Here is a 25,590-nt window from a genome sequence, read left to right as displayed (position 1 = left end):
TGGTGGGTCCTACCGGGATCGAACCGATGACATCCACGGTGTAAACGTGGCGCTCTACCAGCTGAGCTAAAGACCCTGACAACCGGGTGGGCGGTTTTCGCAACCGCCGGCACCCGGTTCCCGAACAGGCTACCCGCCGGGGCGCACCGGTGCCGACCGGGTGCGGGCTCCGCCCGGCGTGACGTTCGCCATATTCGCCGCCCGCCCTACGGCCGGGCGAGTCGCTGCTCGAGCCCCACCAGGAAGGCGGTCGCGGACGCGTCGACCTTCAGCCGCGCCGCGGCGTCCCCCCGGGTGCGCCCGTGGTTGACGATCACCACGGGCACGTCGGCGCGCACCGCGTGCCGGACGAAGCGGCGCCCCGAGTTCACGGTCAGGGACGAGCCCACGACCAGCAGGGCGTCGGCGGCGTCGACCATGCGCAGCGCGCGCAGCACCCGGTGCCGGGGCGCGTTCTCCCCGAAGAACACGACGTCGGGCTTCAGGACCCCGCCGCAGACCGGGCAGTCCGGCACCCGGAACCCGGCCGTGCGCGGCACCACCGCGTCCGCGTCCGGGGCGAAGTCGATGTCGTCCGGGGAGGAGATCGAGTCGTAGAAGCCGGGGTTGAGCTCGTCGAACAGGTCGGAGAGCACCGCCCGGGGGATGCGGGTGGCACAGCGCATGCACCCGACCTGCGTGTAGCGCCCGTGCAGGTCCACGACGTTGAGGGACCCCGCGGCCTGGTGCAGGCGGTCGATGTTCTGGGTGACCACGCCCGTGACGGACCCCGTCTCCTCGAGCCGGGCCAGGGCCGCGTGCCCGGCGTTGGGCCGGGCCCGCGCCAGGTGGCGCCACCCGTACTGGTTGCGCGCCCAGTAGTGGCTGCGCATGGCGGCGCTGCCCATGAACTCGTCGAAGGTCATGGGGGTGCGGGGAGTGGAGCCGGGGCCCCGGTAGTCCGGGATCCCGGACTCCGTGCTGATGCCCGCCCCCGTCAGGACGGCGGTCCGCCGACCGTCCAGCAGCGCGGCCGCCCCGGCCAGGCCCGCCTCGAGCCCGGCGGCGTCGGGGTCCGGGAACTGGTCGGGGTGCACGGGGGCGCCGTAGCCGGCGCGGACGGTGGGCATCGCTGCTCGCTGGGGACCGGGCCGGCCGGGCTCAGCCGTGCAGCTTGGTGAGGGCGGTGCGGTAGGCCTCGAGCTCCCGCGGCGTGCCGCGCTCCGACCGGAAGGCGTCGACGACGACGCCCTGCGCGTCCAGCACGAAGGTGGCCCGCTCCGCCAGACCGGCCACCGGGTCGAACACCCCGTAGCGCTGGGCCACCTCCCCGTGGGGCCAGAAGTCGGACAGCAGGTCGAAGTCGAAGGACTCCTCCCGCGCGAACGCCCGCAGCGTGTACTTCGAGTCCACGGACACCGCGAGCAGCTTCACCCCGGCGTCGTCGAACACGGAGAGGCTGTCCTGGAGCCGGCACAGCTCGCCGGTGCAGACCCCGGAGAACGCGAACGGGTAGAACACGATCGCCACGGGGCGGCCGCGGAGGGCGCTCAGGGTCACCGGCTCGCCGAACTGGTTCTTGAGGGTGAAGTCCGGGGCGGGCGCGCCGATCTCGAGCATGCGTGGTCTCCTCCGCTGGGGTCCGGGACGCCCGGTCAGACGTTGCGCTTGGGCATGAGCCGGGTCGCGGCCCAGTCCGCGCTGACGCGGGCGGTCGTCGTCACGTGCAGGCCCGCCGTGGGCGCGGCCTCCTGGACCTCCGCGGGCGGCACGTAGCCGTCGCGGCCCGCCTTGGGGGTCAGCACCCACACCACGCCGCCCTCGTCCAGGGTGGTGGTGACGTCCACCAGCGTGTCGACGAGATCACCGTCACCCTCGCGGAACCAGAGGAGCACCGCGTCGACGACCTCCTGGTCGTCCTCGTCCAGCAGGTCCGACCCGATCACTTCCTCGATGCCGTCCCTCAGGTCGAGGTCGACGTCCTCGTCGTATCCGAACTCCTGGATGTAGTCGCCATCCTTGAAACCGAGCTGGACTACCGCGTCACCCGCGGTGGTCTTGGCCTCGCTCACTGTTCTTGCTCCTTCTGGGATCGGGCCGACGAACGACGACCACGCACTGCGTACCGGTGCTGGGCTCCGCCTGCCCGTCGGCGGACCGCGGGGGCACGGTGGCGGGCCGGATACCGGCTTCACCGTCCAGACAACACCGGATCAGGGACTCTTTCAAGCTCCCGCACGGTGAGCGCCTCCGAATCATGGGGGTGACGCGTGGGCCGGCACGCCGTGTGACGGCCCGCCCCGGGTGTGGAAGCATGGTCCCCACAGACACCCCGTACGCCCGAGGCGGCCCCGGCGGCGCGATCCGCACGACGGGCCCGGTTCCCGGACGTCCGCCCGTTCCGGGTGGCGTTCGGACAGCGGCACGGGCAACGGGTATTTTTGAGACTGTCGGACGTCCCGGCCGCGCCCTCGCGCGCGCACCCGCCCGGGATCCGTCGGGCAACTCGACGAAGAGAGGTTGAACGTGCCTTCATCCAGCAACCACCACATCCTCAGTGGCTTGACCAACAACCTGAAGGACTCCGACACCGAGGAGACCCGGGAGTGGATCGAGTCCTTCGAGGGCCTGATCGAGACGCAGGGCACGGAACGGGCGCAGTACATCATGCGCGCCCTCCTCCAGCACGCCGGTGCGAAGAGCGTGGGCGTGCCGATGGTCACCACCACGGACTACGTGAACTCGATCCCGGTGGACCAGGAGCCGGAGTTCCCGGGCGACGAGGAGATCGAGCGGCGCTACCGTGCGTTCCTGCGCTGGAACGCCGCCGTGATGGTGCACCGGGCCCAGCGCCCGGAGATCGGCGTGGGCGGTCACATCTCCTCCTACGCCGGTGTGGCGACCCTCTACGAGGTGGGCCTCAACCACTTCTTCCGCGGCCCGGAGCACCCCGGCGGCGGCGACCAGGTGTTCTGGCAGGGCCACTCGGCCCCCGGCAACTACGCGCGCGCCTATCTCGAGGGCCGGCTCACCGAGGAGCAGCTGGACGGGTTCCGGCAGGAGAAGACGAAGGCCCCGAACGGGCTGCCCTCCTACCCGCACCCCCGCTCCATGCCCGACTTCTGGCAGTTCCCGACCGTGTCCATGGGCATCGGCCCGATGAACGCGATCTACCAGGCGCAGTTCAACCGCTACCTGCACAACCGCGGGATCAAGGACACCTCCGAGCAGCACGTGTGGGCGTTCCTCGGCGACGGCGAGATGGACGAGCCGGAGTCGCGCGGCCTGCTGCAGCTGGCCGCCAACGACAAGCTCGACAACCTCACGTTCGTCGTCAACTGCAACCTGCAGCGCCTGGACGGGCCGGTGCGCGGCAACGGCAAGATCGTCCAGGAGCTCGAGGCCTTCTTCCGCGGCGCCGGCTGGAACGTGGTCAAGGTGCTGTGGGGCCGCGAGTGGGACGAGCTGCTCGCCAAGGACGAGGACGGCGAGCTCGTCCGGATCATGAACGAGACCCTCGACGGCGACTTCCAGACCTACAAGGCCGAGTCCGGCGGGTTCATCCGCGACCACTTCTTCGGCAAGTCCCCGGCCACCAAGGAGCTCGTCGCGGACATGACCGACGACGAGATCTGGGAGCTCAAGCGCGGCGCCCACGACTACCACAAGGTCTACGCCGCCTACAAGGCCGCGACCGAGCACGAGGGCCAGCCGACCGTGATCCTGGCGCAGGGCGTGAAGGGCTACGGCCTGGGCAGCCACTTCGAGGCGCGCAACGCGACCCACCAGATGAAGAAGCTGACCCTGGAGGACCTCAAGGCCTTCCGCGACCACCTGCGCATCCCCATCTCGGACGAGGAGCTGGAGAGCGACCTCTACGGCGCGCCCTACTACCACCCCGGCAAGGACTCGCCGGAGGTCAAGTACCTGCTGGAGCGCCGCAAGGAGCTCGGCGGCTTCGTCCCCGACCGCCCGCACGAGCAGCAGGAGATCACGCTGCCCACGGACGCCGCGTACAAGTCCGCGAAGAAGGGCTCCGGCAAGCAGATGGCCGCCACCACCATGGCCTTCGTGCGCATCCTGAAGGACCTCCTGCGGGAGAAGGAGTTCGGCCACCGGATCGTGCCCATCGTCCCCGACGAGGCCCGCACCTTCGGCATGGACTCGTTCTTCCCCACGGCGAAGATCTACAACCCCAACGGGCAGAACTACCTCTCCGTGGACCGCGAGCTGATGCTGGCCTACAAGGAGTCCCCGCAGGGCCAGATTTTGCACGCGGGGATCAACGAGGCCGGCTCCGTGGCGGCGTTCACCGCCGCGGGCACCGCCTACGCCACCCACGGCGAGCCCATGGTGCCGGTCTACATCTTCTACTCGATGTTCGGCTTCCAGCGCACCGGCGACTCCTTCTGGGCCGCCGCCGACCAGATGACCCGCGGGTTCATCATCGGGGCCACCGCCGGGCGCACCACGCTCACCGGCGAGGGCCTCCAGCACGCCGACGGCCACTCGCCGCTGCTGGCCGCGACCAACCCGGCGGTCATCCACTACGACCCCGCGTACGGCTACGAGATCGCCCACATCGTCCGGCGCGGCCTCGAGCACATGTACGGCACGGGCGACGAGGACCACAACGTCATGTACTACGTGACGGTCTACAACGAGCCGTACCAGCAGCCGGCCGAGCCGGAGGACGTCGACGTCGAGGGCATCCTCAAGGGCATCTACCTGCTCAAGCCCGCCGAGAACGAGGGGCCCCGGGCGCAGCTGCTCGCCTCCGGCGTGGCCGTGCCGTGGGCGCTCGAGGCGCAGAAGCTGCTCGCCGAGGACTGGGGCGTCTCCGCCGACGTGTGGTCGGTGACCTCGTGGGTCGAGCTGCGCCGCGACGGCCTGGCGGCCGAGAAGGAGGCGTTCCTCAACCCCGGCGACGGGACGCGGACCCCGTTCGTGGCCCAGCAGCTGGCCGGGGCCACGGGCCCGGTCGTGGCCGTCTCGGACTTCAGCGCGGACCTGCCGGACAAGATCCGCCAGTTCGTCCCGAACGAGTTCGCGTCCCTGGGCGCCGACAGCTTCGGCTTCTCGGACACCCGCGCCGGCGCCCGCCGGTTCTTCAAGATCGACTCCCACTCGATGGTGGTCCGTGCCCTGGAGATGCTCGCCAAGCGCGGCGAGGTCGACTGGCGCGCTCCCGGCGAGGCGATCGAGAAGTACTCGCTCAAGGACGTCACCGCCGGCACCTCCGGCAACGCGGGCGGCGACGCCTGAGCCGAGCCCTCCGGCGCACCACGGCGCCCCGCCCACCCGCGTCCGGGTGGGCGGGGCGCCGTCGTCGTCCCCGGGTCCGGGGCGGCGATCCGGTGCTCTAAGCTCGGAGGCATGGCTGGACAGGACGGGAACACCACGACGCGCTGGCTGCGCCCCTCGCGCAGACGGTCCACCGACCGGCACCGTCCCGTCGCCCCGCCCCACCCCAGGACGCTCGAGAACCTCAAGGCCAACCTGGGCGCGATCTCCACGGTCGCGACCCGCCGGCTCGAGACGGACCTCGGCTGGTTCGAGGAGCTGCGCGCCGACGAGCGCTCCGAGCTGGGCCTCGTGGCCCAGCGGGGCATCTCCTCGTTCGTGCGCTGGTACGAGGACCCGGAGGAGCCCCTGTGGGTGCTCACCCAGGTCTTCCGGGGCGCCCCCACGGACCTGACCCGCTCCATCTCCCTCCAGCACGCCCTGCAGCTGCTGCGGATCGTCGTGGACGTCGTGGAGGAGAAGGTCCCGGAGCTCGCCAAGCACCACGACGAGGCCGCGCTGCGGGAGGCCGTGCTGCGCTACTCGCGGGAGATCGCCTTCGCCGCCGCGGACGTGTACGCCCGCGCCGCCGAGAACCGCGGGTCGTGGGACGCCCGGCTGGAGTCCCTCGTGGTCGACGGGATCCTCCGGGGGGAGCACTCCGACGCGCTGCGCTCCCGCGTCGCGGCCCTGGGCTGGACCTCGACGGGCCCGGTCACCGTGCTCACGGGCTCCGCGCCCGAGGGCGCCGGCCCGTCCACCGTGGCCCGGCTGCGCAGGCTCGCCGGCCGCCACGCGCAGGACTCTCTCGTCTCCATCCAGGGCGACCGGCTCGTGCTCATCCTCGGAGGGCTGTCCGACCGGGACCTCGCCCTCGAGAAGCTCGCCGCCGCGTTCGGGCCGGGACCGGTGGCCTACGGCCCGGAGTCCCCCACGGTCTTCGCGGCGGGACGCTCCGCCCGGCTCGCCCACGCCGCCCTGTCCGTGGCGCCGGCCTGGCCCGCGGCGCCCCGCCCGGTGCACTCCGAGGACCTGTGGCCGGAGCGGGCCATGGCCGGGGACGAGAGCGCGCGCACGGCGATGGTCGAGTCGGTCTACCGCCCGCTGACGCGCTCCGCGACCGGGCTCGTGGAGACCCTGTCCGCCTACGTCTCCGTCGGCCACTCCCTCGAGGCCACCGCCCGGGAGCTGTTCGTGCACGCCAACACGGTGCGCTACCGGCTGCGCCGGATCAGCGACCTCACCGGCTGGGACCCCCTGGTCCCCCGCGACGCGTTCGTGCTGCACTGCGCCCTCGTGGCGGGCCGGCTCGCGGACTCGTGCGCCCCCATCGACACCTCCGCCCCCGCCGTGGGACCGGTCTTGTAGCATCCCTACAAACACCGCCGCCGGGCTTGGTGGCCTCCGGGCCACCGCGCGGGGGCCCATCCTTGCGAAGCTGTAGCGGTGATCGCGATCGTCTGCCCCGGACAGGGCTCCCAGAAACCCGGCTTCCTCACCGAATGGCTCGCCCTCGACGGCGTCCGCGCCCACCTCGAGGAGCTGGGCGAGGCCGCAGGACTCGACCTCGTGCACTACGGCACCGAGGCCGACGAGGACACCATCAAGGACACCGCGGTGGCCCAGCCCCTCATTGTGGCCGCGGGCCTCGTCGCGGGCCGGCTGCTCGGGGACCGGATCGGCCCCGGCCGGGACGACCTGGTCTTCGCGGGGCACTCGGTGGGTGAGATCACCGCCTCCGCCCTGGCCGGCGCCCTCACCGAGGCCGACGCCATGGCCTTCGTGCGCACCCGGGCCAACGCCATGGCCCGGGCGGCCGCCGCCGTCCCCACCGGCATGAGTGCCGTGCTCGGCGGCAAGGAGGACGAGGTCCTCGCCGCCATCGAGGCCGCGGGCCTGACGCCCGCCAACGCCAACGGGGGCGGGCAGACCGTGGCCGCCGGCACCCTCGAGCAGCTGGCCGCCCTCGCCGCGGCCCCGCCGGCCCGCGCCCGGGTGATCGCCCTCAAGGTAGCCGGCGCCTTCCACACCGAGCACATGGCCCCGGCCCTGGAGCCCCTGCACGAGCTGGTCCCCCGGCTCTCGCCCGCCGACCCCGTGCATCCGCTGCTCTCCAACGCCGACGGCGAGCCCGTGAGCGGCGGCGCCGCCAACCTCGAGTCGCTCGTGGCCCAGGTCTGCCGGCCCGTGCGCTGGGACCTGTGCACGCGGACGCTCCTGGAGCGCGGCGTCGAGCAGCTCGTCGAGCTCCCGCCGGCGGGCACCCTCGTCGGCCTGGCCAAGCGGGGCATGAAGGGCGTCCCGGCCCTGGCCGTGAACTCCGCGGCGGAGCTGGAGCAGGCCAGGAGTATTCTTGACTGACGTCCGCGCGCGCACCTCGTGCGCCGCCCGTCCCGAGGCCGGAGCAGCCGTTCCGCCCCGCCCAGCCGGCCCGTCCGTCCCGCCCGGCCGCACGAAGGAGCAACGACCCCTGTGGTGACCCTGAAGCAGCAACAGACCAACGCGCACTCCCGGATCCTCGGCCTGGGCGTCTACCGCCCGGACGTGGTGGTGACCAACGACGACGTCTGCCAGTGGATCGAGTCCTCGGACGAGTGGATCCAGCAGCGCACCGGCATCAGGACCCGGCACCGCGCCGCCGAGGACGTGAGCGTCCTCGACATGTCCGAGCACGCCGCCCGCGAGGCGCTGGCCGCCGCCGGCATCGAGGCCTCGCAGCTCGGGGCGGTCATCGTCTCCACGATCTCCTTCCCCTACCTCACCCCGTCCGCCGCCGCGGCCCTGGCGGACCGCCTGGGCGCCACCCCGGCACCGGCCTTCGACATCTCGGCGGCCTGCGCCGGCTACTGCTACGGCGTCGCCCAGGCCGACGCGCTCGTCCGCTCGGGCGCGGCCGACTACGTGCTGGTCATCGGCGTGGAGAAGCTCTCCGACGTCATCGACAACACCGAGCGCTCCATCTCCTTCCTGCTCGGCGACGGCGCGGGCGCCGTGGTCATCGGCCCCTCCGACACCCCCGGCATCGGCCCGTCCGTGTGGGGCTCCGACGGCTCCAAGTGGGACGCCATCCGGATGACCCACCCGCTCACCGACATCCGGGCGGTGGAGCAGGGGCGCGAGCGGGCCCAGTCCCCCGACCTCCTCGACCCGGAGACCGGCGCGGTGCGCGAGGACGCCACCCTCTGGCCGACCCTGCGCCAGGACGGGCAGACGGTCTTCCGCTGGGCCTCGTGGGAGGTCGCCAAGCGCGCGCAGGAGGCCATGGACGTGGCCGGGGTGCGGCCCGAGGACCTGAGCGCCTTCATCCCCCACCAGGCGAACATGCGGATCATCGACCAGATGGCCAAGACGCTCAAGCTCCCCGAGTCCGTGGTCATCGCCCGGGACATCGCCGACTCCGGCAACACGTCCGCCGCGTCCGTGCCCCTCGCCACGCACCGCCTGCTCGCCGAGCACCCGGAGCTGTCCGGGAAGCTGGCGCTGCAGATCGGCTTCGGCGCCGGCCTCGTCTACGGGGCGCAGGTCGTCGTCCTCCCCTGACCGCCGCCGGCACGCGGACCGGGCCCCCGGGGTCCTGCTCACGTGTCGGTGCCGCCGCGGGGCCCTGCGAGTCGTCGTAGGGTTGAACCGCACACCCGATGTCCCCCGGTCCGGGCCCACGGCCCGACCGGGACAGATGCACCCGGCACCTGCCCGGGGCGCACGTCACCACCGGCTGCTCCGGCAGCCGCAGAGAAAGGAAGCCACCATGGCGAGCAAAGAGGAAATCCTGACCGGCCTGGCCGAGATCGTCAACGAGGAGACCGGCCTCGAGACCGAGGCCGTCCAGCTGGACAAGTCCTTCACCGAGGACCTCGACATCGACTCCATCTCGATGATGACCATCGTGGTCAACGCCGAGGAGAAGTTCGACGTGACCATCCCCGACGAAGAGGTCAAGAACCTCAAGACCGTCGAGGACGGCGTCAACTTCATCGACAACGCCCAGGCCTGATCCGGCCGGTCGGTGCGGGGCGCGGCGGACCGCAGGATCCGCCGCGCCGCACCGACCCGCGACCGGGCGGGCCGCCCGCCGCATCACCCCAGGACACGAGGAAGTGCAGTCATGACCCGCAAAGTAGTCGTCACCGGTCTCGGTGCCACCACCCCGATCGGTGGCACCGTCCCCGAGCTGTGGCGCAGCGCCACCACGGGCGTCTCCGGTGTCAGAGCCATCGAGCACGACTGGGTGGACACCTACGATCTGGGCGTGCGGATCGCCGCGCCCGTCTCGACCCCCGCCAGCGAGGTGCTCTCCCGGGTCGAGGCCAAGCGTCTGGACCCCTCCGGGCAGCTGTCCGTCATCGCCGCCCGCGAGGCGTGGGCCGACGCCGGCTTCTCCGGCAACAACGCAGAGACCTCCGAGGAGGTCGACCCGGACCGCTTCGCCGTGGCCTTCGGCACCGGCATCGGCGGGGTCTGGACCCTGCTGGACGCCTACGACACCCTCCAGAAGCGCGGCGCCCGGCGCGTCATGCCCCTCACCGTCCCCATGCTGATGCCCAACGGCAACGCGGCGGCCGTGGGCATGGACCTCAAGGCCCGGGCCGCGTCCATCACGCCCGTCTCCGCGTGCGCCTCCGGCACGGAGGCCTTCTACCAGGGCATGAACCTCATCCGCTCCGGCAAGGCGGACCTCGTGGTGGTGGGCGGCGCCGAGTCCGCGATCCACCCCGTGACCATCGCGGCGTTCGCCTCCATGCAGGCGCTGTCGAAGCGCAACGACGAGCCGGAGCGCGCCTCCCGCCCCTACGACACGGCCCGCGACGGGTTCGTGATGGGCGAGGGCGCCGGCGCCGTGGTCCTCGAGTCGGAGGAGCACGCCCGCGCCCGCGGCGCACGGATCTACGCCGAGCTCGCCGGCGCCGGCCTCACCTCGGACGCCTACCACATCACCGCGCCCGACGAGGAGGGCCGCGGGGCGGCCCGCGCCCTCGCGGAGGCCATGGAGACCGGGGAGTTCGGTCCGGCCGACGTCAAGCACGTCAACGCCCACGCGACGTCCACGCCCAAGGGCGACGCCCCCGAGGCCGGCGCCCTGCGCCGGGCGTTCGGCTCGGCGGTGGACGACATGTGCGTCTCGGCGACCAAGTCGATGACGGGCCACATCCTCGGCGGCTCGGGCGCCGTCGAGGCCGTGCTCACCGTGCTGGCCGTCCACCACCGCACCGCGCCCTGCACCATCAACCTGGAGAACCAGGACCCGGAGATCGACCTCGACGTCGTCACCGACGCCCGCGACCTTCCCTCCGGGGACTTCGTGGCCGTGTCCAACTCCTTCGGCTTCGGCGGCCACAACGCGGTCGCCGCGTTCCGCACCGTCTGAGCGCACGCCCGCCGCGCCCGCGCCGTCGGGCGCAGCCCGTCCGGGCGCGGACCGTTCGGACGCACGGAAGAGGGCCGTCCCGCTGATCGCGGGACGGCCCTCTTGCGCGCTGCGGGCCCGTGCCCCCGGAGGCGGGGCGGGGCCGCGGGGGCTCAGCCGACGCGGTGCAGCCAGCGCACCGGGGCGCCCTCCGCGGCGTGCCGGAAGGGCTCGAGCTCCTCGTCCCAGGCCTCCCCCAGGGCGAGGGAGAGCTCGTTGATGACGAGCAGCGGGTTGCCGGCCGCCGTCTCGTAGGCGTAGCGGATCCGGTCCTCGGAGACCATGATGTTGCCGGCGGCGTCCGTGGTCGCGTGGAAGATCCCGAGGTCGGGGGTGAAGGACCAGCGGGCGCCGTCGTGGCCGCGGCACGGGTTCTCGGTGACCTCGAACCGGAGGCGGCCCATCGTGCGCAGCGCCGAGGCGAGGAGGGCGCCGGTCCCCGCGGGTCCGGACCACTCCAGCTCGGCGCGCACGGAACCGGGCTCGGCGTTCTGCTGGGTCCACTCGAGCTCCGTGCGCTGGCGCGCGACCGACTCCAGCGCCCACTGGATGTGCGGGCACAGCGCTCGCGGAGCCGAGTGCACGTAGAGCACTCCGCGCGTGGTGGGTGCAGACATGACCTGTTCCTCCGTCGTGTAGGTACGTCTTCCCCAACGCCCTGCACGGAAGCGGTCCCACCCGTCGGGCCGCGGCGAGCGTGCCGCGACCGGACGATGCTGTTGTCCGGGCTCGCGTCCCGCCGCGGGGATTCGAGGCCCGCGCGGCGTCCGGTCGCCCGGGTGCCGCACCCGTCGTTCCGGCCGGCTCCGAGCGTGTTGCCGTGTCCGGGACGTCGAGTACAATACGCCACTCATTCAACTGCAAACATTCCACGGGCGTCAACCCGGGACGCCGTGTTGCTCCGCGATCCTCCGCCCCGGCGCACGTCAGGCCCGGGGGTGGGCCTGTCGGTAGACGGTTCCCAGGCGGTCCACGGAGACGTGCGTGTAGATCTGGGTGGTCGCCACGGAGGCGTGCCCCAGCAGCTCCTGCACCGTGCGCAGGTCGGCGCCGCCGTCCACGAGGTGCGTGGCCGCCGAGTGGCGCAGGGCGTGCGGACCCCGGGCGGCGGTGTCGGGGACGGTGCCGAGCTCCCGCTCCACGACGCGCCGGACCTGTCGGGCGTCGATCCGGCCGCCCCGGGACCCGAGGAACAGCGCCGGCCCGCTGCCCGCCGCGGCCAGCACGGGCCGGCGGGCCAGCCAGAGCTGCAGCGCGTCGTCGGCGGGGCGGCCGAAGGGCACCGTGCGCTGCTTGTCGCCCTTGCCGATCACCGTGAGGACGCGGCGGGAGCGGTCGACGTCGTCGACGTCGGCACCCGTGAGCTCGCCCACCCGCGCACCGGTGGCGTAGAGCAGCTCGAGGAGGGCGCGGTCCCGGGCGACGAGCGCGCCCTCCACCCCCGCGGTCCCGGGCTCGGTGGAGCGGGCCGCGAGATCGTCCAGCAGCTCGCGCATCCCGTCGGCGGGCACGACGTCCGGGAGGTGGCGCCGGCGGCGCGGGGCGACGAGCCGCAGGCTGGGGTCGGCGCCCACCAGGCCGGTGCCGGCGGCCCAGCCGAAGAACCCGCGGACCGACGCCGTCCAGCGGGCCATGGACGAGCGGCCCGCCCCCTCGGCGTGCCGGGCGGCCAGCCAGGCCCGGAGCATCTCCAGGTCCACGGCGGCCGGCGCGGCGACCCCGTACCGGGCGTGCAGCCAGGTGAAGAGGGCGCGGAGGTCGCCCGTGTAGGCGTCCACGGTGCGGGGGCTGCGCGCCAGCTCGTGCACCAGGTGGTCCGTGTACCGCTCCAGGGCCCGGACCACGGCCGTGGGCAGCGGGGCGGCGTCGGAGGTCATGCGGCGATTCTAGCGGCGGCGCCACCCCTCCCCCGCCCCCTCCGCCAGGCCGCGCCCCTCGAGCCGGCGCAGCCCGCCCAGCACCTCGCGGGCGGACAGGCCGGCGACGCGGGACAGGTGGTCCGGGCGGCTGCGCACCCTCATCGGCAGCGCGTCGAGGAGCACGCGGTCCCGGTCCGAGAGCCCGTCGACGACGGAGGCCGGGGCGGGGCGGTCGGGCGCCGGCGCCGTCCCGAGGGGCTGGACGAGCTCGAGCACCTCGTCGACGTCCGTGACCAGGACGGCGGTGCCCTCCCGCACCAGCCGGTGGCAGCCGGCGGAGGTGCCGGCGTGGACGCTGCCGGGCACCGCGCCCACCGGGCGGCTGAGCCCGTCCGCGTGGTGGGCCGTGTTCTGCGCCCCGGACCGCCACCGGGCCTCGACCACCACCGTGCCGGCGGAGAGGGCTGCGATGATCCGGTTGCGCTGGAGGAAGCGGTAGCGGCTGGGCGTGCACCCGGGGGCGGCCTCGGCCAGCAGCAGCCCGGCGGCCTCGACCCGGTGGAGCAGCTCGTGGTTGCCCGGAGGATAGAGGCGGTCGATCCCGCACGCCATGACCGACACCGTGGGCGGGTGCGCGGTGCCGGTGGCCAGCGCGGCCGAGTGGGCGGCCTGGTCGATGCCGTGGGCACCGCCGGAGACCACCGTCCAGCCGCGGGCGGCCAGGGCGCCGGCGATGTCCAGGGCGACCTGCCGGCCGTAGGTCGAGCAGTCCCGGGAGCCGACGACGGCGACGGAGCGGGCGGCGGGGAAGCCGAGGAGCCGCCGGTCGCCGCGGCCCCACAGGCCCACCGGCTGGAACAGGCCCAGGTCGGCCAGCGCCGCCGGCCAGTCGGGGTCCTCGGGGATCGCGAACCACGCTCCCGCCCGGGCGGCGATCCCCAGGTCGGCGGAGGGGTCGAGGTCCGCCGCCCGGGGCGCCCAGCGGGCCAGGGCGCGCCGGAGGTCGACCTGCCGGGGACCGTACCCGGCCTCGGCGGCCGCCCGCACGAACACCGGGTGCTCCCCGGCGCCGATGGGGCGCGTCCCCGTGGCGATCTCGAGCGCGGCGACCGGTCCGAGCGCCGCCAGCAGCAGCATGGCGGTGGCGTCGGTCGGCTCCACGAGCCGGGACAGCCCGGCGCGGGCCAGCAGCAGCGGGTCGTGGCCGGAGCGTGTGCCGGGCGGGGCGGAGTGCATGGCGGGCCTTCCTGTCGCGGACGGGTCGGACTAGACGGAATGGGTCGGACCGGACCAACCGGGCCGGACGGGGCGGGACGGGCGGGACGGGGCGGGACGGGCGGGACGGGGCGGATGCGGCGGCGCTCAGGCCGGGACGAGGGAGCGGAAGTACAGCGCGGTGTCGACGTCGTCGAGCACCGGGACGCCCCGGCCCTCCAGGTCGGCCAGCGTCCAGGCGACCCGGAGCACCCGCTGGTGCCCTCGGGCGGTCAGCGAGCCTCGGTCCATGGCCCGCTCCAGCGGGGCGGTGACCGGGCGCGGGGGACGCAGGGCACCGTGCAGGAGGCTGCCCCCGAGCTCGGCGTTCGTGCGCAGCCCCAGGCCGCGCAGACGCTCCGCCTGGGCCGCCCGCGCCCGGGCGACGCGCACGGCGACCTCCGCCGTGCTCTCCCCCTGTCCCGCCCCGGCGGCGAGCTCGCCGTAGGAGACCTTCGGCACCGCGATCTGCAGGTCCACCCGGTCCAGCAGCGGACCGCTCAGCTTGCCGAAGTAGCTGCGGCGCATCCGTGGGGTGCACGTGCAGTCGGCGCCCCGGCCCCCGGCCTGCCCGCACGGGCAGGGGTTCGCCGCGAGGACCAGCTGGAAGCGGGCCGGATAGACCGCCGAGGCCGTGGACCGGTCGATCACGACCCGGCCGTTCTCGAGGGGCTGGCGCAGCGCGTCGACGACCCCACGGTCGAACTCGGGGGCCTCGTCGAGGAAGAGGACGCCGCGGTGCGCCCGGGAGGCGGCACCGGGGCGCGGGATCCCGGACCCGCCCCCGAACAGGGCGGCCGCCGAGGCGGTGTGGTGCGGCGCCTCGAAGGGAGGGCGCCGGATCAGGGCGGTGCACCGCCCGGCGGCCCCGTTGAGCGAGTGGACGGCCGTCACCTCCATCGCGGCGTCGTCCTCGAGGTCCGGCAGCAGGCCCGGGAGCCGCTCGGCGAGCATCGTCTTGCCGGATCCTGGTGGGCCCACCATGAGCAGGTGGTGCCCGCCGGCGGCGGCGATCTCCAGGGCCAGGCGCCCGTCGGTCTGCCCGGCGACGTCGGCGAGATCCGGTGCGGCGCGGGGTGCGGGGTGGGTCCCCACGCCGTCCGTCCCGGGCAGGCCCGGCGCTGCCCCGCCCGGGACGGACCCGGCAGGTGCCGGCCGGCACAGACCGGCGGGATCGGCCCCGGCGCCGGCGAGCACGTCGGCGAGGCAGCGGAAGCCCTCCACCCGTGCGCCGGGGACCAGCCCCGCCTCCGCCGCGTTGGCCGCCGGGACGACGATCCGCTCGTGCCCGGCGCGCACGGCGGCCATGACCGCCGGCAGGATGCCGCGCACCGGCCGCAGCGCCCCGTCCAGGCCCAGTTCGGCCAGGAAGACGGTCCGTCCGGTTGCGGGCACGTCACCGGCGGCCTGCAGGGCGCTCATCACGATGGCGAGGTCGAAGAGGGATCCCCGCTTGGGCAGCGTCGCGGGGGTCAGGTTGACCGTGAGCTTGCGCGGGCTCAGGGGCATCCCGCTGTTGCGCGCCGCCGCCCGCAGCCGTTCCCTCGCCTCGTTGAGCGCGGCGTCCGGCAGCCCCACGATGGAGAAGGCGGGCAGGGTCTGCCCGATGTCCGCCTCGACCTCCACCATCGACCCGTCGAGCCCGACCAGGGCCACCGCCCAGGTGCGTGCGAAGCCCATCAGCGCACCCCGGTGGCGGGCGCGACGGGGTCCCGGGGGCGGCGCCCGGGGACGGGGTACGGAAGGGGACGACGACGGTGCATGGGAACCTCCTCGTTCCCAGACTGTGCCGTGCCGGCGGAGCGCGGCGGTGTCGCCCGCCCGACGGTGGAGAAGTCCGCCGGCTCAGGCCAGTTCGGCCCCGCTGGGGAGCGAGGGTGACGGCCCGGGCGTCGCGGCCGGTGACGGAGCGCCCGTGGAGGCCGTGGGGGTGGGTGTCGCCGTGGGGGACGGAGCGGGCGACGGAGCGGTGGTCGAGGCCGACGGCGCGGGCGTCGGCGTGGACTCCGGGCGCGGGGGCCAGTTCCAGCGCCTGGAGGTGCTCGGCGAGGGCGAGGCCGAGGCGCCGGCGGTGGCCCCGGGGGTGGCGACCTCGCCCCTGGCGGGGTTCTCGGCGGGAGGCATGGTCTCCTCCGGCGGTGGCGCGACCGGGGGAACGGGCGTCGGCGTGGGCTCCGGCGTCGGCTCCGCGGGAGGCATGACGGGAGGGACGACGGGAGGGATCACCGGGTCCACCGGCTGCTGGGGGTTCGCCGGTTCCACCGGCGGCTGCGGCGCCGCCGGCTCGGGCTCGGGCTCGGGGGCCGGTGCGGGTTCGGCCGGCACCGGCGCGGCAGGCACGCGAGGCGGCTGCGCGGCGGGACGGGCGGGTTCGGGTGCCGCCGGTGCCGGCGCCGGTTCCGCCTCGATCCGCTCCCGGGGCGCCGGCTTCGGCACCCCGGCCCGGTACTGGCGCTGCTCGGGCCCGTGCCCGACCGGGGCGGGGTCCTGTGACCGGTCGTTGGGGTACGGGGACAGCTCGATGTCGTCGAAGGTCTTCGGCAGCTTCTCGAAGTCGCCGACCATGAGCTCCCGGCCCGTGGCGCCGACCGGCACGGCGCCGGTGTACTGGGCGATCAGCTCGTGCGTGCGGGCGTCGAGCCGGGCGCCCTCCTGCGGGTCGAGGGGGGAGCCGTCGGCGCCCCAGAAGCCCCCCTCCCCGGAGCGGTTGGGGTCCCAGTCCGAGAGGACCTCGGCGACCGGCTCGAACGGGAACTGCCCGCCCTCGTGGCTGATCACCTTGAGGTCGTCGATCTGGACGGTGCGGGTGCCCTCGGTGTTGTCGATGTGCAGCTCCACGTAGACCACCGGCTCCACGCTCAGGTCCCGCCGCAGCTGCTCGACGTCGTCGTCGGGGGCCGGCACGGTGGGCAGGTCGAAGGTGATGACCGCGCCCTCGTCGGTGGTGAGGGCGTACGGGCCCGGGCTGAGACCGCTGGGCGCGGTGGTCACGGTGCCCGGCTGCGCGATCGCGTCGGGCTCCGGGGCCTTCAGCACGCCGCACCCGGTGGCGGTCAGCGCGACAGCCGCCGCGACAGCCGCCGCGAGAGCCGCAGCGCGTCGTGGAGCGGCGAGCGGTCCCGCAGCGACCACAGCACACCTCCGTCGTTACTCCCGGTCATCGACGGTTCAACATTGGCACGTCGCACGAGGCATGTCACGCGGGCCCGGGCGCGCCGCGTCTCATTGGATCTGCCGCAGGACCTCGATCTCCGGCCCTCCGCCGTGTGCGAAAGTAATTGCAACGGCATCGACCCTGACCACCCGGGGGTCGCGGTCGTGGGCCCGCGCCCAGGCGGCCGCCAGGCGGTGCAGACGGACGATCTTCTGCCGCGTAATGGACTCGAACGGATGCCCGTACCGCAGGCTCGAGCGGGTCTTCACCTCGACGACGACCACCCAGCCCTCGTGCTCCGCGACGAGGTCGGCCTCCCCCCGCAGTCCGTCCCGGGAGGGCCGTGCGCGCCAGTTGCGCTCCAGGACGCGGTACCCCCGCGCCTCGAGGTGGGCGGCCGCCAGCTGCTCGCCGCGCGCGCCCAGTCCCTCGGACACGGGACACCTCCCTGCTCGGCGGCGCCGTCCCGGCGGCGGCCGGTCGGGTGCCCTCATCGTGCGCCGCGCCGGTCCCCCGCCGAGGGGCCCCAGGGGCCGTGTGCAGGGCGGATCAGGGGGCCGCGGGCCCCTCCGGCACGGGCCCGGCGGCGCCCGGCACCGCGAAAGGGTCCGCGTGGGCGAGCTCCTCCACGTTGACGTCCTTGAAGCTCATGACGTGCACGTGCTTCACGAAGCGGGCGGAGCGGTAGACGTCCCACACCCAGGCGTCCTTGAGCTCCACGTCGAAGTACAGCCCGTTCTTCGTCTCGACCGGCTCGACCCGGACCGAGTTGGCCAGGTAGAAGCGGCGGTCCGTCTCCACCACGAACTGGAAGAGCCCGGCGACGTCCCGGTACTCGCGGTACAGCTGCAGCTCGAGGTCCGTCTCGAAGTTCTCGAGTTCTTCGGCGCTCATGTCGTCCCGTCTCCGATCGTGCTCGGCGCGGCCGCGGGCGGCGCCTGCGTGAGCCGCCAGCTGAGCCGGTGGTGCGGCGTGGTCCCGTGCTCCTCGAGGGCGCGGCGGTGCCGGACGGCGCCGTAGCCCTTGTTGCTGTCCCAACCGTACTGCGGCCAGCCCGCGGAGAGCTCGCCCATGACCCGGTCCCGCTCGACCTTCGCGAGCACGCTGGCGGCGGCGACGGACGCGCACGTCAGGTCGGCCTTGACGCGGGTCACGACCTGTCCGTCCCACCCGTGCACCGGGAGGCCGTCCGCCGCGGGCGGGGGGTCTCCGAAGAGCGTCCCGGCGCCGGGCTCCGAGAGCCAGTCGTGCGCGCCGTCGAGGAGCACGACGTCGGGCGGCGTCCCCCGCCGCGCCGCGGCCGCGATCGCCCGGTGTCCGGCCAGGCGCAGCGCGGCCGTCAGCCCGAGTCCGTCGATCTCCTGCGGCGAGGCGTGGCCGACGCCGGCGGCCGCGCACCAGGCGAGGATGCGGGGGACGAGCGCCTCTCGCCGTGCAGGGGTGAGCAGCTTGCTGTCCCGCAGCCCGGGGACCCCGCGCCCGGTCCCGGGTCGCAGGACGACCAGCCCGGCGGTGACGGGTCCGGCGAGGGCCCCGCGGCCCACCTCGTCCATCCCGCCGACGAGGCGCCCGTCCGGCTCCTGCAGGGACCGCTCGACGACGAGCCCCAGGGCCCCGCCCCGGGGCGGCGCCGCGCGCCGGCCCGGCCGGGGCTCAGGAGCCACCGGCGGACCGGTCGGCGACGTCGGCGAAGACCTCGTCCGGGTTCTGCAGCAGCTGGAACCGGTCCAGCGGCCAGGCGATGACGAACGCGGTGCCGACGACGTCGTCGTGGCTGATGAACGCTCCGTTGTCCGCGATCTCGGCCAGGTGCACCCGGGCGTCGGCGGACGCGTCCCGGTGGTCGCCCAGCACGAAGTAGTGGTTCTCGGGGACCTCGACCTCGAACTCGAGCTCCGAGGGCGCGGACCCGGGGTGGAGGTACGCGTCCTGCTCCTCGAGGGCCTCCCCGTTGACCGTGACCCGCCCCGAGGCGTCGCAGCACGCCACGGTGTCGCCCCCGACCCCGATGACGCGCTTGATGAGGTGCTGGTCGGTGCGGTCGGGCAGCACGCCGACGAAGGCCAGGGCGTCGTAGACGGCGTCGGTCGGCCCGCCCCCGCTGTCGGGCTGGGCCGGCAGCCAGCCCTTGGCGTCCTCGAAGACCACGATGTCCCCGCGCTCGAGCGGGCCGAAGGTGGGCTCGAGCACGTTGACGAAGATGCGGTCGTTGAGCTGGAGGGTGTTCTCCATCGAGCCGGAGGGGATGTAGAACCCCCGCACCAGCAGGGTCTTCACGACGAAGGCGATGAGCACGGCCCAGACCAGCACGAGGAGGATCTCCCGCGCCGAGCCCCAGAAGGTGTCGGGACGCTTCTTGCGGGAGCGCCGGTCGGAGGAGCGCCGCCCCGCGCGGCGCGACGACGCCTGGTCCTGCCCGTCCTCGGCGCCGTCGAGGGGTGCGGTGGCGCGCTCCGCGTCGGCGGTGGGCGCTGCCGGGACGGGAACGGCGGCGTCACCGGGGACGCCGTGGTTCTCCTGGGGCACGCCGTCGCCGGCGGGCTGGGTCCTGTCGGCCACTGCTCTCGTCCTTCCTGGGCGGACGCCTGTGGGCGTCCGGATCCGGATCCGTGCGGATCGCGTCAGAGCTGCCCGGCCCGGTCCCGGGGCCACAGAACAGCAATGGGTTCTCCGATGACCTTATCCGCTCGGACCAGTCCGCCACCGGGCGCGCCGAGCAGACTGCGCGAGTCCACCGACACCGACCGGTGGTCGCCCATCAGCCAGAGCCTGCCCTCCGGGACCACCGCGGTGAACTCGACCTCGCTGGGCCGGTCCCCGTCGAGGACGTAGTCCTCGACGACCTCCTCGCCGTCGACCTCGAGGCGGCCGGAGGGACCGCAGCAGGCGACGGTGTCCCCGGGGGTGCCGATGACCCGCTTGAGGTACACGCTGTCCGAGCCGGTGAGCCCGCTCCACCGGCCGAGGGTCTGCAGGACCTGCACGGGCCACGGGTCGTCGCTGTGCAGCGGGGCGAAGCTGCCCCGCCCGTCGAAGACCACGAGGTCGCCCCGTTCGAGAGCGTCCTCGTCGACGAGCTTGCCCACGAGCACCCGGTCCCCCGGTTCGACCGTGGGCTGCATCGAGTCCGACCCGATCCAGTAGACGTCCAGCACGAAGGCGCGCAGCAGACCCGTGACCAGCACGGCCGCCAGGAGGGCGAGGACGACGGAACGCCAGCCCCGAGCACGGGGCTGGCGTTCTCGCCGAACGGCGTGGGACCCGGTGGCGCGGGGGTCCCGTGCGCGGGTTCCGGTGGACACCGAAGCGCGCGCTGTCCTACTTGCCGGACTTGCCGGACTTGACGGCCTTGCCGGACTTCGAGGACTTGGCCGTGGTGTTGTCGCGCTTCTCGCGGATGCGGGCGGCCTTGCCGTGGCGGTCGCGCATGTAGTAGAGCTTCGCGCGGCGGACGTCACCGCGGGTGACGACCTCGATCTTCTCGATGACCGGGGAGTGCACCGGGAAGGTGCGCTCCACGCCCACGCCGAAGGAGACCTTGCGGACGGTGAAGGTCTCGTGCACGCCGGCGCCCTGGCGGCCGAGGACGAAGCCCTTGAAGACCTGGACGCGGGAGCGGCTGCCCTCGACGATGTTGACGTGCACGTTGAGGGTGTCGCCCGGACGGAAGTCGGGGACGTCGCTGCGCAGCGACTTGGCGTCGAGCTGGTCGAGAATGTTCATGGTGACTCTCCTGGTGAACGCCGCAGGTCGCTCACGTGGGTCGGCACGGATCCGTGGTGGCGGGGCGGTGCCCGGTCCGGGTGCGGGATCCGCAAGACGTGGTGACGGGAGCCCTGTTCGGGGCCCCGGGTGTCCGGCTGTTGGTCGCTCATCCCCCTGCGGCAGGGGCGTGCCCAGCAGACACACAGCTGAACATTATGCCACAGGTTCCCCGGAGGCGCCGTCCCCGGCGCGCACCACGTGTCCGCCCGAGACGACCCACCCGGCCTCGGCCAGGACGGCGCGGTCCGCGCGGTCCAGGCCGGCGGGGTCGAGGGACGCGACGAGGTCGGGGCGGCGGGCGGCGGTGCGTTGCAGCTGGCGGTCCCGCCGCCAGCGGGCGATCCGGCCGTGGTGGCCGGAGAGCAGGACCTCGGGGACCGGCCGGTCCCGCCACAGCGCGGGCTTGGTGTAGACGGGGTACTCGAGCAGGCCGTCGGCGTGGGACTCCTCCACGAGGGACTCGGGGTTGCCGACCACGCCGGGCACGAGGCGCCCGACGGCCTCGACCATGGCGAGCACGGCGACCTCCCCGCCGTTGAGGACGTAGTCGCCGAGGCTCATGGGGCGGACCTCGAAGTGCTCGCGGGACCAGTCCACCACGCGCTCGTCGATGCCCTCGTAGCGCCCGCACGCGAAGACGAGGTGCTCCCGCAGGGCCAGCTCGCGGGCGGTGGCCTGAGTGAAGACCTCACCGGCCGGGGAGGGCACGACCAGCACCGGCCGCTCCCCCGCCGGCGCGGGTCCGCCGCCGAGGACGGCGCCGAGCGCCGCGGCCCACGGCTCCGGCTTCATCACCATGCCGGCCCCGCCGCCGTAGGGGGTGTCGTCCACGGTGCGGTGCCGGTCGGTCGTGAACTCGCGCAGGTCCGTCACGGTCAGCTCGAGGAGGCCCTGCTGCCGGGCCTTGCCGATCAGGGAGAGGTCCAGGGCGGAGAGGTACTCGGGGAAGATGCTGACGACGTCGATGCGCATCAGCGCCCGCCCTCCGTCGCCCCGTCCGCGGGGTCCCCGGTGCCGGGGTTCCCGTCGCCGGGGTTCACGGCGTCGCCGTTCCCGTCGTCGTCGTTCCCCTCGTCGGGCTTCCCGTCGTCGAGGCCGAGCTCGAGCAGCCCCGGCGGAGGGGTCACCACGACGAAGCCCCCCTCGGGGTCGACGACCGGGACGATCTCCTCGACGAAGGGGAGCACGGCCTCGCGCCGCCCCTCGTCGAGCTCGATCTCCAGCAGGTCCTGGACGGGCAGGGTGCGCAGCCCGGTGACCACGCCGATCCGCGGGCCCGACCCGTCCTCGGGGCCGGTGCGCACCTCGAGGTCGACCAGCTCGTGCTCGTACCACTCGTCGGACTCGGGGTCCTCCTCCAGCGCCTCGGCGTAGAGGTGGGCTCCGCGCAGGGTCTCGGCCCCGTTGCGGTCGGGGACCTCCTCGAGGGCCACCACGAGCACGGCCTTGTTCCAGCGCGCCCCGCGCACGGTGACCACGCCCTCGGGGGCGAGGGGGACGGACGGCTCGAGCAGCAGCCGGGCGCCGGGGGCGAAGCGCTCCTCCGGGGCGTCGGTGAACAGCTGCACGGTGACCTCCCCCCGGATGCCGTGGGGCTTGCCGACGCGGGCGACCTGGACCTTCATGGATCTCCTGGGGGTCGGCGGCCGGGTGGCCGCGGGGAGGGGTGCGGTGACGGGGAAAAGCCGACGGTCCCCGCATCCGGTGCGGATGCGGGGACCGTGCGGGCGGCGGGACCGGACGCCGGGGCGCCCGGTGCGCGCCTCAGCGGGTGCGGTCGGTGTCGACGACGTCGATCCGGACCGGGCCGTCCTCGGCGAGTGCGCCCACGACGGTGCGCAGCGCCTTGGCCGTGCGGCCCTGGCGGCCGATGACCCGCCCGAGGTCGTCCGGGTGCACCCGGACCTCGAGGGTCTCCGACCGGCGCCCGCTCTTGACACGGACGTCGACGTCATCGGGGCTGTCCACGATCCCGCGGACCAGGTGCTCCAACGCGTCGGCGAGCATGACTACTCGGCCTTCTCGGCGTCAGCCGCGGGGGCGTCGTCGGACTCGGCACCGGGGGCGGCCGGCTCGGCCTTCTCGCCCTTGGGGGTGATCGCCTCGGGGACGATCACGGAGCCCTTGTCGGGGGCGACGAACTCGGCCTTGGGCTCGCGCGTCCGGAGGGTGCCCTCGGCGCCCTCCTCGCCCTTGAACCGCTGCCAGTCGCCGGTCACCTTCAGGATGGCGGCGACGGCCTCGGACGGCTGGGCGCCGACGCCGAGCCAGTACTGGGCCCGGTCCGAGACGACCTCGATGTAGGAGGGGTGCTCGGTCGGGTGGTACTTGCCGATCTCCTCGATGACGCGGCCGTCGCGCTTCTTGCGGGAGTCGACGACGACGACGCGGTAACGGGGATCGCGCATCTTGCCCATGCGCTTGAGACGGATCTTAACAGCCACTGGTGTGGACTCTCCTGGTTCTTGGATGAGGTGAACGCCCTGGTCTCGCTCCCGTGGGGCGGGCCGGTCACAGGGGTTCTGTGGACACGAGAAACGTGCGGCGAGAGGGACCGCACGCATCGAGTACCCGTCCAGTATGCCAGACGCCGTCAAGTCCGGCGTCCGGCGGCGCGCTGCCCGCTCACTGCTCGAGGCGTGCGGCCTCCCGCCACGTGAGGGAGCGTCCGCCCTGGAACACGGCGCGCTGGTAGATCCGCTCCCCGAGGCGCAGCAGCACCCAGGCCGCGGCGAGGGCCAGCGCGAGGGACAGCACGGGCTGCCACCAGGCCACGCCGCCGTCCAGCATCCGGATGGGCATCGCCACCGAGGAGACGACCGGGACGAAGGACGCGGCCGTGAGCCACGCGCCCTCGGCGTAGAGGCCCACGAAGAGGGCTCCGACGAGCACCGTCATGATCGGCCCGGTGCTCGTCTGGAGGTCCTCGGAGCGGGAGGCCAGGGAGCCGAGGACCGCCCAGACGGAGGCCTGCGCGGCGAAGCCCGCCACGAAGAAGGCCACGAACCAGCCGGACGCGGCGAGGATCCAGCCGACGTCCGCGGCGGCGCCCGTGACGTTGACGCCGACGAGGCCGACCGCGGCGTAGAGCCCGATCTGGCCGAACGCGAGCAGGGAGTTGCCGAGCACCTTGCCGTAGAGCAGCTGCCGGACGGGGACGGCGGTGGCCAGGATCTCCACGACCCGGTTCTGCTTCTCCTCGAGCACGGAGTTGGCGATGGCCATGCCGAAGAGGATGGCGGCCAGGTAGAACAGGAACGCGAAGACGAAGCCCACCACGAGCCGTGCGGGGCCGCGGTCCTGTCCGCCGGACAGCAGCTCGGTGCGCACCTCGGCACCCGCGGTCAGCTCCTCGGCGGTCGTCCCGGCGGCCCGGGCGCCGGCCGCCAGCATCTCCGCGGCCACCGCGTCCTCGAGGACCCGCGCGAGGGCGGGGTCGACGTCGTCCTGGCCGACCACCGTCCACCCGTCGAGGTCCCGCAGCAGGGCGGCGTCGGCGGTCCCGTCGGCCACCGCCTCGCGGGCCGCGTCCGGGGAGTGGGCGGAGTGCACGGTGAGGGTGTCCTCGCCGCGCTCGGCCAGCTCCTGCGCGGCCCGCGCCGCGACGGGCGCCGCGTCGGGCGCCGCGGTCGCCAGGACGTGGTCGGCGGCCCGGCCTCCGAACAGGGCGGAGGCGGCGATCGAGGCGGCCACGAGGAGCACCGTGACCACCGTGGAGAGCAGGAAGGACCGGTCCCGCAGCTTGACGGAGATCTCGCGGGACGTGACGATCCACCAGGGGCGGGCTGCGGGCGGGCGGGCGCTCATCGGGTGACCTCCCGGTAGACGTCGGACAGGGAGGGCACGATCTCGGCGAACTCCAGGAGCCCGCGGGGCACGGCCGTCTCGAGGACGCGGCGGCGGGCGGCGGCGTCCTCGAGCTCGAGCACCGCGGCCGGTCCGTCGACGTCGACGACGCGCACGCCCGGCAGGTCCCGCACCCAGCCGGCGTCCTGCTCGCAGCGCAGCCGGTGCCGGCGGGGACCGGTGCGGCGCAGGTCCTCGGCCGTGCCGGAGGCCAGGACCCGGCCGCCGGAGAGGACGACCAGGGAGTCGCAGAGCCGGTCGACGAGATCGAGCTGGTGGCTCGAGAAGAGCACGGGCACGCCCTGGGCCGTGTGCTCGCGCAACAGCTCGACCATGGAGTCCACCGCCACGGGGTCCAGGCCGGAGAACGGCTCGTCCAGCACCAGGGCGGCGGGCCCGTGCAGGAGCGCGGCGGCGACCTGCACCCGCTGCTGGTTGCCGAGGGAGAGGGACTCCAGCCTGTCCTTCCCGCGCTCGGCCAGGCCGAAGCGCTCCAGCAGCCGCCCGGCCTCCGCGAGGGCGTCCCGGCGGTCCATGCCGTGGAGCCGGCCGAGGTAGCCGAGCTGGTCGAGCACCGGCTGCTTGGGGTAGAGCCCCCGCTCCTCGGGCATGTACCCGAAGCGGGCCCGGTCCGCCGCGGTGGCGGGACGGCCGTCCCACAGGACCTCGCCGGCGGAGACGCGCAGCACGCCCATCAGCATCCGCATGGTCGTGGTCTTGCCCGCGCCGTTGGCGCCGACGAAGCCGGTCATCCGGCCGGGCTCGACCCGGAAGGAGACGTCCTCGACCACGGTGCGGCCCCCGAAGGACCGGCTCAGGCCCCGCGCCTCCAGGACGTGCCCCTCGGGGCGGCTCCGGAAGCGGGTCGTGGTCGCGGCGGGGGTGGTGCTGGTGCTCATGGGCCCGGGTCCTCTCGGGGTGCGTCCTCCCGGTGGGTGCCGGGCGGCTCGTGGTCAGCCTACGAACGCGGGGGCCCCGGCGGATCCCCACCCGGGCGGATTGCGGGCGCCCCGGGGAGCGGGTCGCGGCCGGCGGCCTCCGTCCCG

The 25,590-nt window shown here is 74.2% G+C and carries 26 protein-coding genes and 1 tRNA gene; 6 read left to right on the top strand and 21 right to left on the bottom strand.

Features of this window, described 5'->3' with window-relative positions; translation table 11 throughout:
• The 4 genes from EQG70_RS07805 to EQG70_RS07790 form a co-directional block, all read right to left on the bottom strand.
• Positions 1–76: transfer RNA gene (locus EQG70_RS07805), tRNA-Val, on the bottom strand.
• A 130-nt stretch (positions 77–206) separates the two neighbouring features.
• On the bottom strand, positions 207–1,109 hold the full coding sequence (locus tag EQG70_RS07800) for an NAD-dependent protein deacetylase (RefSeq protein ID WP_109267991.1): 903 nt from the start codon (positions 1,107–1,109) through the stop codon (positions 207–209).
• A 31-nt stretch (positions 1,110–1,140) separates the two neighbouring features.
• Entirely contained in the window at positions 1,141–1,599 is a 459-nt protein-coding gene (locus EQG70_RS07795; protein WP_017833736.1) for a peroxiredoxin, read from the bottom strand.
• A gap of 35 nt (positions 1,600–1,634) precedes the next feature.
• A complete protein-coding gene (locus EQG70_RS07790; RefSeq protein ID WP_017833737.1) occupies positions 1,635–2,051 on the bottom strand; it encodes a DUF3052 domain-containing protein in 417 nt (138 codons plus the stop codon).
• A gap of 454 nt (positions 2,052–2,505) precedes the next feature.
• On the opposite strand from EQG70_RS07790, the gene aceE reads away from it, so the two are divergent.
• The 6 genes from aceE to EQG70_RS07760 all read left to right on the top strand — a co-directional run bounded on the left by aceE (position 2,506) and on the right by EQG70_RS07760 (position 10,627).
• Complete coding sequence (gene aceE, locus EQG70_RS07785; RefSeq protein WP_035929960.1) at positions 2,506–5,244, top strand: pyruvate dehydrogenase (acetyl-transferring), homodimeric type; 2,739 nt, start codon at positions 2,506–2,508, stop codon at positions 5,242–5,244.
• A 111-nt stretch (positions 5,245–5,355) separates the two neighbouring features.
• The gene (locus EQG70_RS07780) at positions 5,356–6,630 is read left to right on the top strand and encodes a PucR family transcriptional regulator (protein WP_109267992.1); all 1,275 of its coding nucleotides are present in this window, start codon (positions 5,356–5,358) and stop codon (positions 6,628–6,630) included.
• A gap of 78 nt (positions 6,631–6,708) precedes the next feature.
• The gene (locus tag EQG70_RS07775) at positions 6,709–7,623 is read left to right on the top strand and encodes an ACP S-malonyltransferase (protein WP_109267993.1); all 915 of its coding nucleotides are present in this window, start codon (positions 6,709–6,711) and stop codon (positions 7,621–7,623) included.
• Between the two features lie 111 nt (positions 7,624–7,734).
• Positions 7,735–8,802, top strand: coding sequence for a beta-ketoacyl-ACP synthase III (locus tag EQG70_RS07770; RefSeq protein ID WP_035929841.1), 1,068 nt, complete (start codon positions 7,735–7,737; stop codon positions 8,800–8,802).
• Positions 8,803–9,010: 208 nt separating this feature from the next.
• Entirely contained in the window at positions 9,011–9,256 is a 246-nt protein-coding gene (locus EQG70_RS07765; RefSeq protein ID WP_109267994.1) for an acyl carrier protein, read from the top strand.
• A gap of 111 nt (positions 9,257–9,367) precedes the next feature.
• Positions 9,368–10,627, top strand: coding sequence for a beta-ketoacyl-[acyl-carrier-protein] synthase family protein (locus EQG70_RS07760; protein WP_017833743.1), 1,260 nt, complete (start codon positions 9,368–9,370; stop codon positions 10,625–10,627).
• 152 nt (positions 10,628–10,779) lie between these two features.
• Here the strand turns inward: EQG70_RS07760 and EQG70_RS07755 are convergent, their stop codons facing one another.
• The 17 genes from EQG70_RS07755 to EQG70_RS07675 all read right to left on the bottom strand — a co-directional run bounded on the left by EQG70_RS07755 (position 10,780) and on the right by EQG70_RS07675 (position 25,443).
• Positions 10,780–11,283 carry a DUF3145 domain-containing protein gene (locus EQG70_RS07755; protein ID WP_031283140.1) on the bottom strand — a complete coding sequence of 168 codons (504 nt, stop codon included), beginning with the start codon at positions 11,281–11,283 and terminating at the stop codon, positions 10,780–10,782.
• Between the two features lie 309 nt (positions 11,284–11,592).
• A complete protein-coding gene (locus tag EQG70_RS07750) occupies positions 11,593–12,543 on the bottom strand; it encodes a tyrosine recombinase XerC (protein ID WP_017833745.1) in 951 nt (316 codons plus the stop codon).
• 9 nt (positions 12,544–12,552) lie between these two features.
• Entirely contained in the window at positions 12,553–13,761 is a 1,209-nt protein-coding gene (gene dprA, locus EQG70_RS07745) for a DNA-processing protein DprA (protein WP_109267995.1), read from the bottom strand.
• Positions 13,762–13,887: 126 nt separating this feature from the next.
• Positions 13,888–15,459 carry a YifB family Mg chelatase-like AAA ATPase gene (locus EQG70_RS07740; protein WP_109222452.1) on the bottom strand — a complete coding sequence of 524 codons (1,572 nt, stop codon included), beginning with the start codon at positions 15,457–15,459 and terminating at the stop codon, positions 13,888–13,890.
• A gap of 165 nt (positions 15,460–15,624) precedes the next feature.
• On the bottom strand, positions 15,625–16,815 hold the full coding sequence (locus EQG70_RS07735; RefSeq protein ID WP_109244284.1) for a hypothetical protein: 1,191 nt from the start codon (positions 16,813–16,815) through the stop codon (positions 15,625–15,627).
• Positions 16,816–17,001: 186 nt separating this feature from the next.
• Positions 17,002–17,370: a YraN family protein gene (locus tag EQG70_RS07730; RefSeq protein ID WP_035929827.1), complete on the bottom strand. Its 369-nt coding sequence runs from the start codon at positions 17,368–17,370 to the stop codon at positions 17,002–17,004.
• Between the two features lie 112 nt (positions 17,371–17,482).
• Positions 17,483–17,827 carry a DUF2469 domain-containing protein gene (locus tag EQG70_RS07725; protein ID WP_017833750.1) on the bottom strand — a complete coding sequence of 115 codons (345 nt, stop codon included), beginning with the start codon at positions 17,825–17,827 and terminating at the stop codon, positions 17,483–17,485.
• Entirely contained in the window at positions 17,824–18,597 is a 774-nt protein-coding gene (locus tag EQG70_RS07720; RefSeq protein WP_109267996.1) for a ribonuclease HII, read from the bottom strand. The genes EQG70_RS07725 and EQG70_RS07720 overlap by 4 nt, the downstream gene beginning before the upstream one ends.
• On the bottom strand, positions 18,587–19,492 hold the full coding sequence (lepB, locus tag EQG70_RS07715) for a signal peptidase I (RefSeq protein WP_232035286.1): 906 nt from the start codon (positions 19,490–19,492) through the stop codon (positions 18,587–18,589). The genes EQG70_RS07720 and lepB (EQG70_RS07715) overlap by 11 nt, the downstream gene beginning before the upstream one ends.
• 62 nt (positions 19,493–19,554) lie before the next feature.
• Positions 19,555–20,235 carry a signal peptidase I gene (gene lepB, locus EQG70_RS07710; RefSeq protein WP_109267997.1) on the bottom strand — a complete coding sequence of 227 codons (681 nt, stop codon included), beginning with the start codon at positions 20,233–20,235 and terminating at the stop codon, positions 19,555–19,557.
• Positions 20,236–20,251: 16 nt separating this feature from the next.
• The gene (rplS, locus tag EQG70_RS07705) at positions 20,252–20,656 is read right to left on the bottom strand and encodes a 50S ribosomal protein L19 (RefSeq protein ID WP_017833754.1); all 405 of its coding nucleotides are present in this window, start codon (positions 20,654–20,656) and stop codon (positions 20,252–20,254) included.
• A gap of 195 nt (positions 20,657–20,851) precedes the next feature.
• Entirely contained in the window at positions 20,852–21,670 is an 819-nt protein-coding gene (gene trmD / locus EQG70_RS07700; RefSeq protein WP_035929813.1) for a tRNA (guanosine(37)-N1)-methyltransferase TrmD, read from the bottom strand.
• A complete protein-coding gene (gene rimM / locus EQG70_RS07695) occupies positions 21,670–22,323 on the bottom strand; it encodes a ribosome maturation factor RimM (protein WP_035929809.1) in 654 nt (217 codons plus the stop codon). Before rimM ends, trmD begins: the two co-directional genes overlap by 1 nt.
• 139 nt (positions 22,324–22,462) lie before the next feature.
• Entirely contained in the window at positions 22,463–22,705 is a 243-nt protein-coding gene (locus tag EQG70_RS07690; protein ID WP_017833757.1) for an RNA-binding protein, read from the bottom strand.
• Between the two features lie 2 nt (positions 22,706–22,707).
• The gene (gene rpsP, locus EQG70_RS07685) at positions 22,708–23,142 is read right to left on the bottom strand and encodes a 30S ribosomal protein S16 (RefSeq protein ID WP_031283142.1); all 435 of its coding nucleotides are present in this window, start codon (positions 23,140–23,142) and stop codon (positions 22,708–22,710) included.
• Between the two features lie 181 nt (positions 23,143–23,323).
• Complete coding sequence (locus EQG70_RS07680) at positions 23,324–24,505, bottom strand: ABC transporter permease (RefSeq protein ID WP_095650547.1); 1,182 nt, start codon at positions 24,503–24,505, stop codon at positions 23,324–23,326.
• Positions 24,502–25,443: an ABC transporter ATP-binding protein gene (locus EQG70_RS07675; protein ID WP_109222458.1), complete on the bottom strand. Its 942-nt coding sequence runs from the start codon at positions 25,441–25,443 to the stop codon at positions 24,502–24,504. Before EQG70_RS07675 ends, EQG70_RS07680 begins: the two co-directional genes overlap by 4 nt.
• Positions 25,444–25,590: the final 147 nt, after the last annotated feature.

Origin of the sequence: Kocuria rosea, from assembly GCF_006094695.1 — a bacterium.
Taxonomy (GTDB): domain Bacteria; phylum Actinomycetota; class Actinomycetes; order Actinomycetales; family Micrococcaceae; genus Kocuria; species Kocuria rosea.
Note: the sequence above shows the minus strand (reverse complement) of the source record. Positions and strands in the feature narration are given on the sequence as shown.